We start from the raw sequence: 15,101 nt of genomic DNA, 5'->3' as shown, positions 1-15,101 counted from the left end.
AGAAGGGAATAACCATTGGAACGTACTCTCATTGCACCGGGCGTGCATCTTTCCTGCGACCCGGCTTCTAAATTCAACCGCTGCCGCATCAGCATCCACTTTGCTTTTCCGGCTCAGCGTAAAACGGCCACTGCCCACGCGCTTTTGCCGCTGGTGATGGAGCGCGGCTATGCGGACTGCCCGGATATGACCCGGCTGACCAAAAAGCTGGCAAAGCTCTACGGCGCAGACCTGACCGTGGATGCCCGCCCCATGGGCTGCAACCACAACCTCTGCGTCAGTGTGACTGGCATCAAGGATGCCTTTGCGCTGGAAGGCGAGGCGCTGACCGCCGAGTACACGAAAATCGCGCTGGGTGCGGCCTTCCATCCCTATCTTGTGGATGGCTGCTTCGACCCGCAGGCTGTCAGCATTGAAAAGCAGATGCTGAAAAAGGGGCTTGAGGACGAGATCAACGATAAACGCATCTACTGCCTGCATCAGGCCAACCGGGAGTTCTTTGGTGACAGCCCGGCGGGCGTGCGGCAGGAGGGCTATCTGGAAGAGGTGGACGGCCTTACCCCGGCTATGCTGACCGATGCCTACCGGCAGATGCTGCGCACCGCCAACATCGAACTGCTGGTGCTGGGCTGCGATACCGCCCAGACCGCCGCCATCCGGGACGCTTTGCTGGCAGAACTTGCCTGCATCGACCGTGCCCCGCTGCCGCTGGTGGAAAACATGGCCATGCCCACCATTGCACCGGTGCACAAGACCGAAAACTATGATATGGTGCAGGCAAAGCTGTGTATGCTGTTCACGCTGGGACAGCCCATGCAGCCGCAGCAGCTGGCAGCCGTGCGCCTTGCCATGGCGCTGTACGGCGGCAGCGTGACCAGCCGCCTGTTCCTCAACGTGCGGGAGCGGGACCATCTGTGCTACTACTGCTCCTCCTCCTTCCAGAGCTTTACCGGCAGTATGGCGGTGAACAGCGGTGTGGAGCACGCCGACGCCGCCCGCGCAGAGCAGGCGATTCTGAAAGAGCTTGCCGACCTGTGCACCGGCCCTATTACCGACGAGGAATTCGAGGACTGCCGCCGGGGTCTGCTCAGCGGCATGAACGGGGTAGAGGACAGCCTTGGCGGCATCGAAAGCTGGTACTACATCGAGGTGCTGCGCGCAGGTGCCAACAGCGCCGCGCCCATCCAAAGCCCGGAGCAGGCGCGGAATGCCCTGCGCACTGTGACCAAGGACGAGGTGCGGGATATCCTGCGCCGCCTGACCCTCTCGGTCAGCTATCTGCTTACAAAGGAGGATGCTGCCCATGCCGCAGAATAACCAGACCCTGCTGGAAAAGACCGTGGCCGACCAGTGGCAGACCCTGCCCTCCGGCCTGACGGTGCTGGTGCACCCCATGCCGGGCTATTCCAGCACCCATGTGATCTATGCCACCAAGTTCGGCTCCATCGACCGGGATTTCTGCCTGAACGGGCAAACGGTGCATCTGCCGGCGGGTGTAGCGCATTTTCTGGAGCACAAGATGTTCGAGGACGAGGACGGCGACGCTTTTGCCAAGTACGCAAAGACCGGTGCCAACGCCAACGCCTTTACCAGCTTTGACCGCACCTGTTACCTGTTCACCGCCACCCAGCAGCTGGACGAAAGTCTGGACGTGCTGCTGGGTATGGTGGGCCACCCCTACTTTACCGAGCAGACCATCGCCAAGGAGCAGGGCATCATCGGGCAGGAGATCAAAATGTACGATGACAGCCCGGACTGGCGGCTCATCACCGGCCTGTTCGAGTGTCTGTACCACAGCCACCCCATCCGCAGCGATATCGCGGGCACGGTGGAAAGTATTGCCGAGATCACGCCCGCCATGCTGTACGACAGCTGCAAGGCCTTTTATGCCCCGGGCAATATGGTGCTGGCTGCTGCCGGCAACACCACCATGGAGCAGATCCTTGCCGCCTGCAAGCGGCACGGTCTGATGGAGCCCCGCCCGGCAGAAAAGGTGCAGCGGCTGTGGGCCACGGAGCCTATGACCCTTGCCGCTACGGAAAAAACGCTGACCATGCCGGTTTCCAAGCCCTGCTTCGGCGTAGGCTTTAAGGAAGAGCCGCTGCCAGCGGGTGATCTGCGCACCGAGGCACTGTACGACCTTGTGCTCAGCTGCATCGTGGGCGGGATGTCGCCGCTGTACCGCCGCCTGTATGACGAAGGCCTTGTGAACCCCGGCTTTGGCGGCGAGGTGCTGCGGGTGGACGGCTGCTGCTGCATCCTGTTCACCGGCGAGAGCGATGTGCCGGACACCGTGCGCCAGCTGCTGCTGGACGAGATCGCCCGGGTGCGCGCCGCAGGTGTGGACAGGGAAGTGTTTACCCTGTGCAAGAACGAAAAATACGGTCAGCTGATCGAAAATCTGGAAAACGTGGAGGACTCGGCCAGCCAGATGGCAGACTTTGCCCTCAGCGGCCAGACGGTGGCGCAGCAGATCTCCATGCTGGCCGGGCTGACCGCAGAGGATGCGGACGCTGCTTTGCAGCACATCCTGTGCACCGACCGCATGGCTACCATGTACATCCTGCCGGATGGCACGGCGCAGGCAGCGGAAGAGGACGAGGAGGAAGAAGAATGAACTATCTGACAAATCTGGTGCAGTTCCCGGGTCTGGGGCTGAGTTTTCACCTGAACCGTGTGGCCTTTACCATCGGCGGGGTCAGCATCTACTGGTACGGCGTGTGCATCGCGGTGGGTCTGTGTCTGGCACTGGTCTTTGCCTTTCGGCACAGTCTGGAATTTGGCGTAGACCCGGACAGCATGGTGGACGTCATCCTCATCGGCGTGGTGCTGGGCATTATCAGCGCCCGCGCCTACTATGTGGCTATGGCACCGTTCCAGTACAATAGTATCTGGGAGATGATCGCCATCCGCGATGGCGGCCTTGCCATCTACGGCGGCATCATCGGCGGCTTTTTGTTCGGCGGTCTGGCCTGCAAGTGGCGGGGCGTGCCGGTACTGCCCATGTTCGACCTGACTGCTATGGGCTTTCTCATCGGGCAGGGCTGCGGCCGCTGGGGCAACTTCTTCAATCAGGAGGCCTTTGGCTGCAACACCACCCTGCCGTGGGGTATGTACAGCGAGGCCACCCGCGCTTACCTGATGAGCAGCACGGTCACGGTACCCAAGGGCGTGGTCATCGACCCCAACCTGCCGGTGCATCCCACCTTTTTGTACGAGAGCATCTGGTGCTTTGTGGGCTTCTTCCTGCTGTTCCGCTACATTAAAAAGCGCAAGTTCAACGGCGACATCACCCTGCGGTATCTGGTGTGGTACGGCGCGGGCCGTTTCTGGATCGAGGGGCTGCGCACCGACAGCCTGATGCTGGTACCCTCCATCGGGCTGCGGGCTTCCCAGCTGGTGGCAGGCATCGCCGTGGTGGCGGGCATTGCGGCAGAGGTGTACTTTACCCGGAAATTCAAGGGCAAGCCCCTGTTTGTGCCGCTGGCGCTGAACGCAGAAAACAAGGCAGCCAAAAAGAAGCTGGATGGCCCCATCTCCTTTGCGGGTAAGGACACCCAACTGCTGGCTTCCAGCCCGCGCAAGCTGTTTTTGGAAAAGACCGAGGCCTATAATGCACAGGTGAAAGCCGCCATAGAACAGGCTGGGCAGAAAAAAGCGTAAAAATCTGCGCAAAAGGGGAAATTTCCTCTTGCAATCCGGTTTGGTTTTTGCTATAATATTCTAGCCGCATGGTGTGGGCGCCTGAAATGGCCCGCAGTAAGGGTCTGCCTTTACGACCAGCGAGTACAACGAAAAGGAATGAACAAAATGTACGCAATCATTGTTACCGGCGGTAAGCAGTACCGCGTGGAGCAGGGCGACATCGTCTACATCGAAAAGCTGGACGTTGAGGCCGACTCCGAAGTGAAGTTTGATCAGGTTCTCGCTATTGGCGAGGAGGGTTCTGTGAAGGTTGGCGCTCCTGTTGTTGAGGGTGCTACCGTTTCTGCCAAGGTCATCAAGAATGGCAAGGGCAAGAAGCTGAACATCATCACCTATCGCGCAAAGAAGCACAGTGCTCGCCGTATGGGCCATCGTCAGCCCTACACCAAGGTTGAGATCACTGCGATCAACGGCTAAGGAGGTAAATTACAATGGCACATAAAAAGGGCGTAGGCAGCACCAAGAACGGCCGCGATTCCGCAGCACAGCGTCTGGGCACCAAGCGTGCAGACGGTCAGTTCGTTCTGGCCGGCAACATCCTGGTTCGTCAGCGTGGCACCCACATCATGCCGGGTGAGAACGTTGGCAAGGGCAGCGATGACACCCTGTTTGCTCTGGTGGACGGCACCGTCCGTTTCGAGCGCGTGGGCAAGAGCGGCAAGAAGTGCAGCGTTAAGCAGTAACTTCTTTCTGAATAACTGCAATCGTAGAGCCGGACCCTCGTGGCCCGGCTCTTTTTGATGAAATAAGGCTATGCGTTCGGGTGGCGCCGTCTCGGATGAGGGCGCTGAAACGCAAAGACCTATAAAGCTAAGGAGGGGCTGTATGGCAGCACAGACTAACTTTATCGACATCGCCACGATATGGCTCCATGCGGGCAAGGGCGGCGATGGTGCGGTGAGCTTCCACCGCGAAAAATTCGTGGCCGCAGGCGGCCCGGACGGCGGCGACGGCGGCCGGGGCGGCGACATCATCTTTGTGGCGGACGACCATCTGTCCACCCTGATGGATTTCCGCTATAAGCGCAAGTATGTGGCCCCGGAGGGCGGCAAGGGCGGCGCAAGCTTGTGCCACGGCAAAAATGCCGAAAATCTGGTCATCAAGGTGCCGCTGGGCACCGTGATCAAGGACGCCGAGAGCGGCCTTGTTATCGCAGACCTGTCCGACCATACCCCGGTCACCATTGCTAAGGGCGGCCGCGGCGGCTACGGCAACGCACACTTTGCCACCCCCACCCGCCAGATCCCCAAGTTTGCAAAGCCCGGTATGCCCGGCGAGGATCTGCAGGTGACCTTGGAGCTGAAGTTGATTGCAGACGTGGGTCTGATCGGCTTCCCCAACGTGGGCAAGTCCACCCTCATCTCCACTATCAGCGCCGCCAAGCCCAAGATCGCCAACTACCACTTTACCACCCTTGTGCCCACGCTGGGCGTTGTGTCGGTGGGCGAGGGCGCAAGCTTTGTCTGCGCCGACATCCCCGGCCTGATCGAGGGTGCCAGCGAGGGCATTGGTCTGGGTCATGATTTCCTGCGCCATGTGGAGCGCTGCCGCCTGCTGCTGCACGTCGTTGACGTTTCCGGCAGTGAGTGCCGCGACCCTATCGAGGACTTTGAAAAGATCAACGAGGAGCTGGCCAAGTTCAGCCCCGTGCTGGCCGAGCGCCCGCAGATCGTGGTGGGCAACAAGTGCGACCTTGCCACCGAGGAGCAGATCGAGACCTTCCGCCAGTATGTGGAGAGCAAGGGTCTGACCTTTGTGCCTATCTCTGCCGCCACCATGCAGGGCGTCAAGCAGCTGCCGGGGCTCGTGTACAACCGCCTCAAGGATATCCCGCAGGTGCCGGTGTTCACCCCCGAGTACAAAAAGCCGGAGGCCAAGAAGAACGGCCGCGACTTCACCATCCAGCGCATGGAAGCCCATGTGTGGAGCGTGGATGCCCCGTGGCTGGAGTATATTCTGGCCGGCAGCAACGTGGACGACTACGAGAGTTTGCAGTTCTTCCAGCGTCAGCTGGGCGAGAGCGGCATTCTGGACGCGCTGGTGCAGAAGGGCGTGGAAGAGAACGATACCATCCTTATCGGCGAGTATCAGTTCGACTATATCTTCTAAGGATAAAGCAGCATGAACGAATCAGAAAAGATCGACCCGCGGGAGCTCAGCCCGCTGGCGCTGGCCTTTGTAGGGGACAGTGTGCTGGAGCTGCTGGTGCGCCAGCGTCTGGTGGAGCACCACCGCCTTTCAGCCGGAAAGCTGAACGCCGAAAAGGTCAAGTATGTCTCTGCCAAGGCGCAGTTCCGGGAAGAGCAGTTGCTGGAGCCGCTGTTCACCGAGGACGAGCTGGCCGTATTCAAGCGCGGCCGCAACGCCAGCAAGGCCAGCGTAGCCAAGCACGCCTCCCCGGAGGAATACCGTGCCTCCACCGGCTTCGAGTGCCTGCTGGGCTGGCTGTACCTGAACGGACAGCTGGAGCGCGTGCACCAGCTGTTCGAGGTGCTGTGGCAGCAGTTTGACCCTGACCAGAAATAAGAATGCGAAAGCCCGCTGCTTTCCGCACTGGAAACCAGTGGTGGAAGGCAGCGGGCTTTGCTTGTTGGCATCTGCGGTCCGTCAGATGCTGCTTACGCCATCAGCGGCTGTTTTTTGCGTTGGTGGAACGGCTGTTGGTGGAGTTCTTGGCGCTCTCGTCATCGGCACCCTTGGTGTACTGGTTGGGGTGCTTGTGCTCGTTGGTGGTGCTGTTGGTGGTCTTGTTGCTGGTACGGTTAGAGGTCTGGTTCTTGCAATTGGTACTGCGGTTCTCACTGCGGTTTTCCATGGTGTGAATGCTCCTTTCGCTCGTTGCTGTGGGGGCGGGACCGCCCTCACAGTCCATAGTGTGGCCGCAGTCGGCGGCTTTATACATCCCATGGGAGGAAAAGAATATGCCTACGGAATATTTTGAGCAGCGGGAACGTGCCCTGCTGGGCCAGCGGTACGAGCAGCTGTATGCCGCCCCGCAGCAGACGGCAGAGCGCGGCGTTACCGTGTCGGCGCTGCGCACCACGCCGGAGCAGTTTGCGCAGAGGGCGGATTTCCCGCTGGAGCCCTCGCCCTTCTGCAAGGCGGCTTTTGTGGTGCATCAGCCGGATTTTAAGCCCGGGCGGCATCCGTACCACCATGCGGGTGTGTTCTACTCGCAGGAGCCATCGGCCTCTTCGGCAGCGCCGCTGCTGGGGGTACAGCCGGGGATGCGGGTGCTGGACCTGTGCGCCGCGCCCGGCGGCAAAAGCAGCCAGCTGGCGGCGGCACTGCAGGGGCGCGGTGTGCTGGTGAGCAACGAGTATGTGGCCGCGCGCGCCGAAATTTTAAAAAGCAACCTTGAGCGCATGGGCGTTTCCAACGCCGTAGTGCTCAACGAGACCCCCGCCCGCATTGCCGAGGCACTGCCGGAGTTTTTTGACCGGGTATTGGTGGATGCGCCCTGCTCCGGCGAGGGAATGTTCCGCAAGGAGCCGGTGGCGCTGCAGCAGCACTGCGAGGCACTGGTAAAGCAGTGTGCAGAGCTGGGCGCGCAGATTCTGGACTGCGCCGCGGCGGCACTGGCTCCCGGCGGGCAGCTGGTGTACTCCACCTGCACCTTTGCGCCGGAGGAGGACGAAGGGCAGGTAGCAGCCTTTTTGCAGCGCCACCCGGAGTTTGCACTGGCAGATGTGCTGGGCAACGTGGACTACACCTTTGGCAGCGCAGGCGAGGAGAACCGCACCGGCGGTCTGCCGCTGGACGTGAGCAAAGTGCGCCGCATCTGGCCCTGTCAGGGCGGCGAGGGGCATTTTATGGCCAGGCTGGTCAAGGCCGGCACGCCCCGCACCCTGCCGCCGGAGGGAGAATACACCCCGGAGGAACAGCTCTGGCTTGCCGCCGCTGCCGAGGCGGGCAAAAAGGGCAAGGGCAAGGCAAAGCCTGCCAAGACCGCAGATGCCCGCAGCACCCGCCGCGCAGACAGCCGCGCCTGCCGGGATGCCGTGCAGGGCACGAGCCGCCGCACCCGGGATACCGGGGCAGGGGAGGCCACCCCTACGCAGAGCCTTGCCGCATGGCAGGAGTTTGCCCGGCAGTATTTCCCAGCGCTGGCGCAGCGCCCGGCTGTGGTGCACGGCGGCGGTGTGTTGCTGCCGGTTGCCTTTCCGCAGACGGGACTTCATGTGCTGCGGGCAGGGGTGTTCGTGGGCAGTGTGCAGAAGGGCCGCTTTGTGCCGGAGCATCATCTGTTCACGGCCTTTGGCAGCCTGTGCACGAACTGCGAGCAGCTGACCCTTGCCGACTGCCGCTGCACCGAGTATCTCTCCGGCCGCGAGGTGGAAGCTCGCACGGCAGCGGACGGCTGGTGCTGCGTGACCGTGGACGGCTGGCCGCTGGGTGGCGGCAAGGTGTCCGGCGGGCGGGTGAAAAACCACTACCCCAAGGCGCTGCGGCTGCTGTAAACCGCAGATTTACACGCATCCGGGCGAAAATCCGCCTTTTCAGGCTTGAACGCGCCGGTGGATTGTGATAAAATAACAGAGTTAGATTTTGTGTGCTGCCACAAGCGGGCGACCACAGCCCGTCTGCCCGCAGGCGGAGATACCGATAAATTTAGGAGGCTCTTTCCCATGTCTGGACATAGCAAATGGAACAACATTAAGCGCAAGAAGGAAAAGACTGACGGCGCCCGTGCCAAGGTCTTTACCAAGATCGGCCGCGAGATCAGCGTTGCCGTCCGTGACGGCGGCCCCAACCCGGCTTCCAACAGCAAGCTGGCAGATCTGATCGCCAAGGCAAAGCGCATGAGCGTGCCCAACGATAACATCCAGCGTATCATCAAGAAGGCCGAGGGCGGCGACAAGACCGAGTTCGAGGCCATCACCTACGAGGGCTACGGCCCCGGCGGCGTGGCAGTCATGGTGGAGACCCTGACCGACAACCGCAACCGCACCGCTGCCGACCTGCGCCACTACTTTGATAAGAACGGCGGCAATCTGGGCGCTATGGGCTGCGTGGCTTTCCTGTTCAACCAGAAGGGTGTCATCGACATCTCTCTGGAGGATAAGGATGCCGACGAGGCTATGATGGATGCTCTGGATGCCGGTGCCGAGGACTTTGATGCCAGCGAGGATGCAGCCGAGGTCACCACTGATCCCGAGAACTACTCCGCTGTGGTCAAGGCTCTGGAAGAGAAGGGCTACGAGATCCTGTCCGACGATCTGGCCATGGTGCCCATGACCACCACCCGTCTGACCGACCCCGATCAGCTGAAGCTGATGGGCAAGCTGCTGGATTCTCTGGAGGATAACGACGACGTCCAGAACGTCTGGCACTCTCTCGAGAACGAAGAGAATCTGCCGGAATAAGCTTCCGCAAGGCTCTTTGCTCCTGAAATAAGACGATAAAAAGCCGCTTTTTGTGCTGCAAGGCACGAAAGGCGGCTTTTGTCTGCTATTCTTGCATGGCGTGTGGATAAGGGTTCCTTCTGGCATCAGAAAAATCGTACTCTGCACGCATATCCTCATCGGAGAATGGATTTTCCGAAGGAGTGACAGTGGCTTTATCGTTCATAGCGCGTCCACAGACTGAGGATCTTAACAGTCTGCTCTTTTTCATAGACCTGATAAACAAGGCGGTGCTGGACGTTGATGCGGCGGCTGTATGCACCGTTCAGATCACCCACCAGCTTTTCGTACGGGGGAGGGTTCCGGAACGGATCAACACGGATGATTTCAATGAGTGCCTTTGCCTTTTCATCCAGATGGGCAGACTTCAGTTTTGGTACGTCCTTTGCAGCGGTTTTGGTATAAAGGATTTTGTACATTTACCACTCCACCGCCGTTTCGTCTACGCAGTCTGCGAGGGGAGTGGCGATTCCGTCCATGATCTTTTCACGCATACCCGGTGCAGAGACCAGATACAGCGTTTCCATGATGCCGCTGTAATCTTCTTCAGACAGCAGTACGGCATTGCCGTCCTTGGTGGTGATGTTGACGGGCTGGTTGTATTTAATGGTCTGCTCTACATAGTCAAAGGCATTTTTACGGAAATTCGTGATATTTGTAGTGGTCATCGTAGAATCACTCCTTTCGTGTACAGTATAGCGTACGCTTGTAAGAATGTCAATATGCGTTCGGCAATCGAAACATGACACACGGTCACCCCTGTGCCAGCGCCTTACCTTTTGCGTAGTAGCACTGCATTTCTTCCCGGGGGACCATGTTTCCGCCGGTGGCCCAGACCAGATGGGTGGCGTTTGCCAGCGCACCGGCGGGCAAGGCAGTTTCGGTGTAAGCACCAAGCAACTGCCCGGGCTGGGTGAGCACCGGGCCGTACATTCCCGCCAGAGCGCTGGGTTCAAGAAAAAGCTCTTCGGCGTCAGCCAGCTGTGCCAGAAGGGTATACATCCGCTCGTCCTGCAAGGTGTAGCAGCCGCTCATAAAGGGACGCATCAGCCCGCCCACAAAGCCGGAGGCGCGCCCCACAGCAAGGCCATCGGCGGCGGTGCGGTTGTCGATGCCAAAGTCCTGCACGCAAACACGGCTGTTTTCGCCGGTAGCCATGCCCAGCATCATGCAGGGGGAGTGGGTTGGCTCGGCAAAGAAGCAGTGCACGGCATCGCCGAACAGCATCTTCAGGCCAAAGGCCACGCCGCCGGGGCCACCGCCCACGCCGCAGGGCAGATAGACGAAGAGGGGATGCTCCGCGTCCACGGTGACGCCCTGCGCGTCCAGCTGCTTTTTTAGCCGCAGTGCAGCCACAGCATAGCCCAGAAAGAGGGTCTTGGAGTTTTCGTCATCCACAAAATGGCAGTAGGGGTCGCCCGCCGCCAGCTTGCGCCCCTCGGTCACGGCGATGCTGTAATCGGAGGCGTACTCCACCACCTTGACGCCCCGGCTGCGGAGCAGGTCTTTTTTCCACTGCCGCGCGTCAGCGGACATGTGCACAGTGACCTGAAAACCCAGTTTCGCGCTCATGATGCCGATGGACAGCCCCAGATTGCCGGTAGAGCCTACCGCGATGGAATACTGCGAGAACAGCTTGCGGAAGCGCTCTTCAGCCAGAACAGCGTAGTTGTCGGTCAGGTGCAGCATCCCGCTGTGCAGGGCAATGTCCTCGGCAGTTTTCAGCACCTCATAAATGCCGCCCCGGGCTTTGATGGAGCCGGAAATGGGCAGATGGCTGTCCAGCTTGACCCATACCTGCCCGGCGATGCGGGTGCCGCTGCGCTCTTCCAACACTTGCTGCATCCGGGGGATAGGCTGAACAGGAGATTCGATGATGCCGCCGGTCGCAGCGGTCTCGGGAAAGACGGCGGCAAGGTAGGGCGCAAACCGCTCCAGCCGTGCGGCGGCGTCCTCGATATCGGCAAGGGTCAGCGGGCAGGCAGCCGCAGCCTGTGCAAAGGGCAGCTTGTCGGGGTTTACCCATGCAGTTTCCTTCAGGGCGCAGAGGTCGGAGACCACGGGGTATGCCGCGATCCAATCGGCAACGGAACGCCCGGCAATGCACTTGGCAGGTGAAACCATAGCGGATCCTCCTTTATATATAGGATCAGATGATGCGCCCGGCGGTTTTCGCGGAGCGCTGCGTGTCTTGAATATAAAGGTTTTTACAGGAATTGTCAACCGGCCGCGCTTTGCGCCGGGCGGGTCAGAGCGCTGCGATGTGCTGACCGCGGGAACAGGAAAAGCTTGGAAAGGGAGTGGCACACTGCCCAAAAACCTTGTTAAAAAACTGGCATTTTGCCGTTTTTGTGTAAAGTATACAAGAATAAACACAAAAAATTGGCATTGCGCGTATTGCTATTTTGTAACTGATATATTAGAATATAAGCAAGAAGAACGTGCAGGCGTACTGCGCGTGCCATAAGATAAAAAACGACAGGAGGAACTTCTCTATGCCTATGAAAATGGGTTGGCGCTGGTATGGCGAGGGCAACGACCCCGTCACTCTGAGCGACATCAAGCAGATCCCCGGCGTGACCAGCATCGTCTGGGCACTGCACAACAAGATGCCCGGCGAGATCTGGGAAATCGACGAGATCCAGAAGGTTGCAGACCAGATCCACGCCTACGGCTTTGATATGGATGTTGTCGAGTCCGTCAACGTGCACGACGATATCAAGATCGGTCTGCCCACCCGCGACCAGTATATCGAGAACTACAAGCAGTGCATCCGCAACCTGTCCAAGTTCGGCGTCAAGGTCATCTGCTACAACTTCATGCCCATCTTCGACTGGACCCGCACCGACCTGTTCCACCCGGTAGGCGACGGCTCCACCGCACTGTTCTACGAGAAGGATAAGATCAAGGGCGATTACAAGGCTATGGCCGAGTACATCATGTCCTTTACCGAGAAGTACAACATGACCTTCCCCGGCTGGGAGCCGGAGCGCATGGCAAAGCTGGATGAGCTGTTCAAGGCCTATGCCCCTGTCACCAAGGAGAAGCTGTGGGAGAACCTGAAGTACTTCCTCGAGGCTCTGATGCCCACCTGCCACGAGTGCGACATCAAGATGGCCATTCACATGGATGATCCCCCTTGGGATATCTTTGGTCTGCCCCGTCTGCTGGTGGACGAACCCAGCATCGACCGCTTCCTGAAGATGGTAGACGATCCGTACAACTGCCTGACCCTGTGCACCGGCAGCCTGAACGCAAACCCCAACAACAACTGTGCCGAGATCATCCGCAAGCACTGCGACCGCATTGCTTTCGGTCACGTCCGCAACATCCATCACTTCCCCAACGGCGACTTCTCTGAGGCTGCGCACCGCGACTGCTGCGGCGAGACCGGCATCATTGAGGTAATGCGCGCTTACCATGACTGCGGCTTTGAGGGCTACATCCGTCCCGACCACGGCCGTCAGCTGTGGGAGGAAGGCCCCGGCGTCTGCCGCCCCGGCTATGGCAAGTATGACCGTGCTCTGGGCATCCAGTATATGCTGGGTATCTGGGATCTGCTGGACCGTCTGGATGAAGAAAAGAAGGGCTGATTACTATGAAGCTGTCTGATATCAAAAACGGCAATCTGTCCGCCGAGTGGGCAGAAAAGGGCTACGAGCTGCCCAAATTCGACATTGAGGCCGTCAAGGCCAAGACCCACGCCGAGCCCACTTGGGTGCACTTCGGCGCAGGCAACATCTTCCGTGCTTTCCCCGCTGCCGTGCTGAACGATGCCCTGAACAGCGGCAAGTACGACCGCGGCGTTATCGTGGCCGAGAGCTTCGACTACGAGATCATCGACAAGGCTTACCAGCCCTACGATAACCTGAGCCTGCTGGTCTGCCTGAAGTCCACTGGCGAGATCGAGAAGAAGGTCATCGCCTCCGTTACCGAGAGCCTGAAGGCTGACTACTCCTTCGGCGCTGACTGGGCACGTCTGGTCGAGATCTTCCAGAACCCCAGCCTGCAGATGATCTCCTTCACCATCACCGAGAAGGGCTACGGCGTTGCTCCCGCTGATCTGGAGCGCGGTCTGACCCCCGTGCTGGCCATGGGCAAGGTCACCGCTCTGCTGTACGAGCGCTTCAAGGCTGGCAAGCTGCCCCTGACCGTGCAGAGCATGGATAACTGCTCCCACAACGGCGATAAGGTCAAGACCGCTGTCCACGCCTACGCATCCAAGTGGGTGGAGCAGGGTCTGGTGCCCGCCGAGTTCCTGGCCTATGTGCAGGACGAGACCAAGATTACCTTCCCCTGGAGCATGATCGATAAGATCACCCCGCGCCCGGACGCAAAGGTGCAGGAGATGCTGGCAAAGGACGGCTTTGAGGATAACTACACCATCGTTACCGAGAAGCACACCTTCACCGCTCCCTTCGTCAACGCTGAGGAGACCCAGTACCTGTGCATCGAGGACCACTACACCAATGGCCGTCCTCCGCTGGAACTGGGCGGTGTGCTGTACTGCGACCGCGAGACCGTGGACAAGATCGAGAAGATGAAGGTCTGCACCTGCCTGAACCCCCTGCACACTGCCATGTCCATCTATGGCTGCATGCTGGGCTACAACCTCATCTCTGCCGAGATGGCAGACGAGGATCTGCGCTCCTTCATCCAGAAGATCGGCTATATCGAGGCGATGCCTGTCGTGGTCGATCCCGGCGTGCTGAACCCCTACGAGTTCATCGGCGCTGTCATCAACCGCCGTCTGCCCAACCCCTTCATGCCCGATGCTCCCCAGCGTATCGCTACCGACACCTCCCAGAAGCTGGCTATCCGCTTCGGCGAGACCATCAAGGCTTACGAGGAGCGCGGTCTGGACAAGTCCAACCTCGTGCTGATCCCGCTGGTGCTGGCAGGCTATGCCCGCTACCTGAAGGGCATCGACGACAACGGCCAGCCCTTCGAGATCTCTCCTGATCCGCTGCTGGCTGAGTTGCAGGCCATCGTCAACCCCTTGGAGGTCAAGGAAGGCGAGCAGGACTTCAGCTGCCTGAAGGCTCTGTACAGCCGTGCCGACGTGTTCGGTGTGGACCTGTATGCCGTTGGTCTGGGCGAAAAGATCGAGGGCATGGTCAAGGAGCTGTACGCCGGTAACGGCGCAGTGCGCAAGACCCTGCACAAGTACACCCTCGCCCGCTAAAACTTTATAACGCTATTTCCGTGACCCACGCTGCGCTTTTGCTTTGCCGCAGCGTGGGTTTTTGTTTTGTAAAAATTGTTATGTAAAATGAAAACCCGGAGCGTCCGCAGACGCTCCGGGTTTTCAAAAGAACCATAATTTTCCGCTATTCATGCGCAGAGCAAAGCGGAGCGCATTGAAATCGTTCCGGTGCCCTTATTTCCGGCAGTCGTGCAGGCTGGCGGCGGGCAGGGCACTGCCCAGCAGACTCCATGCGGCATCCATGCTTTCGTTCAGCAGATAGGCCTGATTCCGCTGGACGTAGATGTACACCGCCTCCTTCGTGCGGTAGGCGCAGTACACGGTGTTCCAAGTGTAGCGGTTGGTGGGCTCGGCCTTGTTCTGCTCACCGGCCATCCAGACCGAAAGCCCGGCGGCGTCCAGTTCCAGCCGGTAGAAGGGGCGGGGCAGACCCAGCTTTTTGATCTGCTTGGAGAGGTTGGCAAAGAAGGTACCGAAGTATACGGCGGGCAGACCGATGGCTACAATGGCCAGCACGGCGGTCAGCAGCCCGGCACCCTCCCGTTTGCCGATCTGGCTCAGGCAGATGCCGGCGCACACCAGCAGAATGGCGGTGAACACCGCCGGACGCTGCCAGCCCTTGTTGTGGTGCAGCAGGTCAAAAGATGCAAAATCGTGAAAGCTTTTTTCGTCCATCTGAACGGAAACGCAAAGATTCTGGGTCATAAAGTTACCCTCCTTTTTGGGCATAGTACCACATTTACCGGCAAGAAGCAAGCAAAAGATGCACCGGCGGCGGTGCATCC

The 15,101-nt window shown here is 59.5% G+C and carries 17 protein-coding genes; 12 read left to right on the top strand and 5 right to left on the bottom strand.

Annotation, left to right across the window (positions count from 1 at the left end; all coding sequences use genetic code 11):
- Nucleotides 1–15: 15 nt before the first annotated feature.
- The 7 genes from MTP39_RS08970 (at nucleotide 16) to MTP39_RS08940 (ending at nucleotide 6,231) form a co-directional block, all read left to right on the top strand.
- Nucleotides 16–1,317, top strand: coding sequence for a M16 family metallopeptidase (locus MTP39_RS08970; RefSeq protein WP_249240267.1), 1,302 nt, complete (start codon nucleotides 16–18; stop codon nucleotides 1,315–1,317).
- Nucleotides 1,304–2,617 (top strand): EF-P 5-aminopentanol modification-associated protein YfmH, encoded by a 1,314-nt coding sequence (gene yfmH / locus MTP39_RS08965; protein WP_249240266.1) that lies wholly within the window; start codon nucleotides 1,304–1,306, stop codon nucleotides 2,615–2,617. The genes MTP39_RS08970 and yfmH overlap by 14 nt, the downstream gene beginning before the upstream one ends.
- A 5-nt stretch (nucleotides 2,618–2,622) precedes the next feature.
- Nucleotides 2,623–3,663, top strand: a complete 1,041-nt coding sequence (gene lgt / locus MTP39_RS08960; protein WP_249242050.1) for a prolipoprotein diacylglyceryl transferase — start codon at nucleotides 2,623–2,625, stop codon at nucleotides 3,661–3,663.
- 147 nt (nucleotides 3,664–3,810) lie between these two features.
- Complete coding sequence (rplU, locus tag MTP39_RS08955) at nucleotides 3,811–4,122, top strand: 50S ribosomal protein L21 (protein WP_015537858.1); 312 nt, start codon at nucleotides 3,811–3,813, stop codon at nucleotides 4,120–4,122.
- Between the two features lie 14 nt (nucleotides 4,123–4,136).
- The gene (gene rpmA, locus MTP39_RS08950) at nucleotides 4,137–4,388 is read left to right on the top strand and encodes a 50S ribosomal protein L27 (protein WP_005923362.1); all 252 of its coding nucleotides are present in this window, start codon (nucleotides 4,137–4,139) and stop codon (nucleotides 4,386–4,388) included.
- 142 nt (nucleotides 4,389–4,530) lie between these two features.
- Complete coding sequence (obgE, locus tag MTP39_RS08945; protein WP_249240265.1) at nucleotides 4,531–5,814, top strand: GTPase ObgE; 1,284 nt, start codon at nucleotides 4,531–4,533, stop codon at nucleotides 5,812–5,814.
- Between the two features lie 12 nt (nucleotides 5,815–5,826).
- On the top strand, nucleotides 5,827–6,231 hold the full coding sequence (locus MTP39_RS08940; RefSeq protein ID WP_005923368.1) for a Mini-ribonuclease 3: 405 nt from the start codon (nucleotides 5,827–5,829) through the stop codon (nucleotides 6,229–6,231).
- A 100-nt stretch (nucleotides 6,232–6,331) separates the two neighbouring features.
- On the opposite strand, the gene MTP39_RS08935 is transcribed toward MTP39_RS08940, so the two are convergent.
- Nucleotides 6,332–6,520 carry a hypothetical protein gene (locus MTP39_RS08935; RefSeq protein ID WP_249240264.1) on the bottom strand — a complete coding sequence of 63 codons (189 nt, stop codon included), beginning with the start codon at nucleotides 6,518–6,520 and terminating at the stop codon, nucleotides 6,332–6,334.
- A 106-nt stretch (nucleotides 6,521–6,626) separates the two neighbouring features.
- Here MTP39_RS08935 and MTP39_RS08930 point away from each other — a divergent pair, with 106 nt between their 5' ends.
- Both MTP39_RS08930 and MTP39_RS08925 read left to right on the top strand, forming a co-directional pair.
- Nucleotides 6,627–8,165 (top strand): RsmB/NOP family class I SAM-dependent RNA methyltransferase, encoded by a 1,539-nt coding sequence (locus MTP39_RS08930; RefSeq protein ID WP_249240263.1) that lies wholly within the window; start codon nucleotides 6,627–6,629, stop codon nucleotides 8,163–8,165.
- A gap of 168 nt (nucleotides 8,166–8,333) precedes the next feature.
- Nucleotides 8,334–9,071, top strand: a complete 738-nt coding sequence (locus MTP39_RS08925) for a YebC/PmpR family DNA-binding transcriptional regulator (RefSeq protein WP_249240262.1) — start codon at nucleotides 8,334–8,336, stop codon at nucleotides 9,069–9,071.
- Between the two features lie 194 nt (nucleotides 9,072–9,265).
- Here the strand turns inward: MTP39_RS08925 and MTP39_RS08920 are convergent, their stop codons facing one another.
- The 3 genes from MTP39_RS08920 to MTP39_RS08910 all read right to left on the bottom strand — a co-directional run bounded on the left by MTP39_RS08920 (nucleotide 9,266) and on the right by MTP39_RS08910 (nucleotide 11,234).
- The gene (locus tag MTP39_RS08920; protein WP_249240261.1) at nucleotides 9,266–9,529 is read right to left on the bottom strand and encodes a Txe/YoeB family addiction module toxin; all 264 of its coding nucleotides are present in this window, start codon (nucleotides 9,527–9,529) and stop codon (nucleotides 9,266–9,268) included.
- A complete protein-coding gene (locus tag MTP39_RS08915) occupies nucleotides 9,530–9,778 on the bottom strand; it encodes a type II toxin-antitoxin system Phd/YefM family antitoxin (RefSeq protein ID WP_249240260.1) in 249 nt (82 codons plus the stop codon).
- A gap of 85 nt (nucleotides 9,779–9,863) precedes the next feature.
- Entirely contained in the window at nucleotides 9,864–11,234 is a 1,371-nt protein-coding gene (locus MTP39_RS08910; RefSeq protein ID WP_249240259.1) for a D-serine ammonia-lyase, read from the bottom strand.
- Between MTP39_RS08910 and MTP39_RS08905 the strand changes: the two genes are divergently transcribed.
- Genes MTP39_RS08905 through MTP39_RS08895 form a run of 3 tightly spaced genes read left to right on the top strand, consistent with a single transcriptional unit; the run spans nucleotide 11,218 to nucleotide 14,295 of the window.
- Nucleotides 11,218–11,577, top strand: a complete 360-nt coding sequence (locus tag MTP39_RS08905) for a hypothetical protein (RefSeq protein ID WP_249240258.1) — start codon at nucleotides 11,218–11,220, stop codon at nucleotides 11,575–11,577. The genes MTP39_RS08910 and MTP39_RS08905 overlap by 17 nt on opposite strands.
- Before the next feature lie 28 nt (nucleotides 11,578–11,605).
- Nucleotides 11,606–12,703, top strand: coding sequence for a mannonate dehydratase (uxuA, locus tag MTP39_RS08900; RefSeq protein WP_015537860.1), 1,098 nt, complete (start codon nucleotides 11,606–11,608; stop codon nucleotides 12,701–12,703).
- 5 nt (nucleotides 12,704–12,708) lie between these two features.
- Nucleotides 12,709–14,295: a mannitol dehydrogenase family protein gene (locus MTP39_RS08895; RefSeq protein WP_249240257.1), complete on the top strand. Its 1,587-nt coding sequence runs from the start codon at nucleotides 12,709–12,711 to the stop codon at nucleotides 14,293–14,295.
- A 195-nt stretch (nucleotides 14,296–14,490) separates the two neighbouring features.
- Here MTP39_RS08895 and MTP39_RS08890 read toward each other — a convergent pair whose 3' ends face one another.
- On the bottom strand, nucleotides 14,491–15,021 hold the full coding sequence (locus tag MTP39_RS08890; RefSeq protein ID WP_249240256.1) for a YcxB family protein: 531 nt from the start codon (nucleotides 15,019–15,021) through the stop codon (nucleotides 14,491–14,493).
- Nucleotides 15,022–15,101 lie beyond the last annotated feature (80 nt).

The sequence above is a fragment of the Faecalibacterium sp. I3-3-33 genome (assembly GCF_023347295.1).
In the GTDB taxonomy this organism is placed as follows: Bacteria; Bacillota; Clostridia; order Oscillospirales; family Ruminococcaceae; genus Faecalibacterium.
Note: the sequence above shows the minus strand (reverse complement) of the source record. Positions and strands in the feature narration are given on the sequence as shown.